Genomic DNA, 1,734 nt, shown 5'->3' with positions numbered 1-1,734 from the left:
TGGGACGTCTTCGAGACGAATGAACGTTCCCTCTTGTCCTCCTTCAACACCAGATCGGACGACTGTTCCCGCGGTTCGGACTGTCGCATTATCGAGGATGTCAATGCCGTATTCAGTGAGGAAGTCAAACGAACCACGGCCGCCGATGAAGTCCTCACGGAAGTCTTGGAAGGATTTGAGGAACATGAAAGAGCGTGGTACTAGCATTCCGACGCGTCCTTCCGTTCGAACGAGCCGATCAGACGCTTCAAAGAAATTGATGTAGTATTCTGTGGTATAGTCGTAGTGTTCCTCAACATACTCCTGTACATTATCAGGCATCCGACCACGTGACCCGTACGGCGGGTTCATGAGAGCGATGTCGTAGTCTTGGGTCAAGACCACGAGCAGGTTCAGGAAGCTTCGAAGGTTCTGCTCTCCGAAGGAATCTGATGTACGCTCCTCAACGGCTTCCTCAAGTCGTCGAAGGAACTCGTTGAGTGTCTTCGGCGCGTCGCCACCCCACTCCAAGACATCTGACTGTCCAGTTTCGAACTCATCCTCAAGCGTGCCCTGAACATCAAGGAGACTGCCGAGAGCTTCGGTGTGCTGGAATTCGTGAATAATGTTGTTAAGAGCCTCTCGGACGCCAGTTCCTTCACCTGTAATCTCATCAAGGACGTCGATCGCCTCTTCGACCTCGGCAACACGAGCATCAGCACAGACAATCCCAAGGTTCGGCATTTCGAAATCCCCATTATCTTCGGCTTCGGCGCGTGTTCGGGCTTTCAGATAGAGGTTGAAAGCGGAGAGTTGGCAGGAGCGTAAGTCAATGTCGACGCCGTAGAGGTTGTGTTTGAGAATTTTTGCGGGGATCTCACCTCGGCTAAGGTCCGTTTCGGCCCACCAGATGCGCTCAAGAATATCGAAGGCGTAGAGGAGAAAGTGTCCGCTACCACAGGCAGGGTCGATTACACGCAGGTCTCGCGGATGCCCGAACTCGGGTGCATCGTGGTCGTCTTCGTCCGGAAGGAGGTAGGTACAGAGTTCTGGTACGCTTGGAGAATCCTCAGGGGTAACGAGGCGTTCTTTTCGCTCTTCGGGTGTTAGGGACTCAGGGCCTGGGACGGCATCTTCTTGATTTGTGGACTCGAGGTAGAGCTTCCCGAGCGAGTTGTCGGCAAGCATTCGTACGACCCAGTGCGGCGTATAGAACTGATTTGCTGGGCCGACGTCTTCAGGCTCTAAGGTGTTCTTCGCGTCAAGCGCCTCCACGACAGGACGGTTGTAGTATTCGTAAATCCAGCCGAGAACGTCATCAGCCCGCCAGACTTCGTCCGGTATCTCGTCAAGCATCCCGCAGAGTTCCTCAAAGGTATCGTCATCGGGATTGACCTGACTGTAGGCCGAGTCACGGTCGAACAGGATCTCGATCTCCTCAGCTAATCGATCGCAAGCGTCGTGATACGCCTGAATGATGGCTTCGTCTTCGAGTAAGAACTCCTCGTGAACGAGCGTCTCAGCGGCAGGCGTCAGGCCGTTGTCCTTGAAGACGGTAACTTCCTCGTTGATGAAGTCCCGTACCTCCATACAACGAAGCGCTGCCAGACGATTGACGATTGTGTATCCGACGCCTGTAACATACTGTTCGAACGCTTCGTCCCAAGTGTGGCCGTCGACCCCTTCAAGGTCGATAGCTTCGGCGAGGGTCTGGGTGTCCTCATCGAGTTCGTCGAAGTCTGCTGGTTCGTCGTC

General features: G+C 54.2%; 1 protein-coding gene. It reads right to left on the bottom strand.

Annotated elements, in window-relative coordinates; genetic code table 11:
- On the bottom strand, nt 1-1,734 hold a 1,734-nt coding region (gene pglX, locus EXE42_RS15405; RefSeq protein ID WP_137706896.1), incomplete at both ends, for a BREX-5 system adenine-specific DNA-methyltransferase PglX.

Origin of the sequence: Halorubrum sp. SP3, from assembly GCF_005435195.1 — an archaeon.
In the GTDB taxonomy this organism is placed as follows: domain Archaea; phylum Halobacteriota; class Halobacteria; order Halobacteriales; family Haloferacaceae; genus Halorubrum; species Halorubrum sodomense.
The sequence above is the reverse complement of the archived record's forward strand: the minus strand, read 5'-3'. Positions and strand labels throughout refer to the sequence as shown.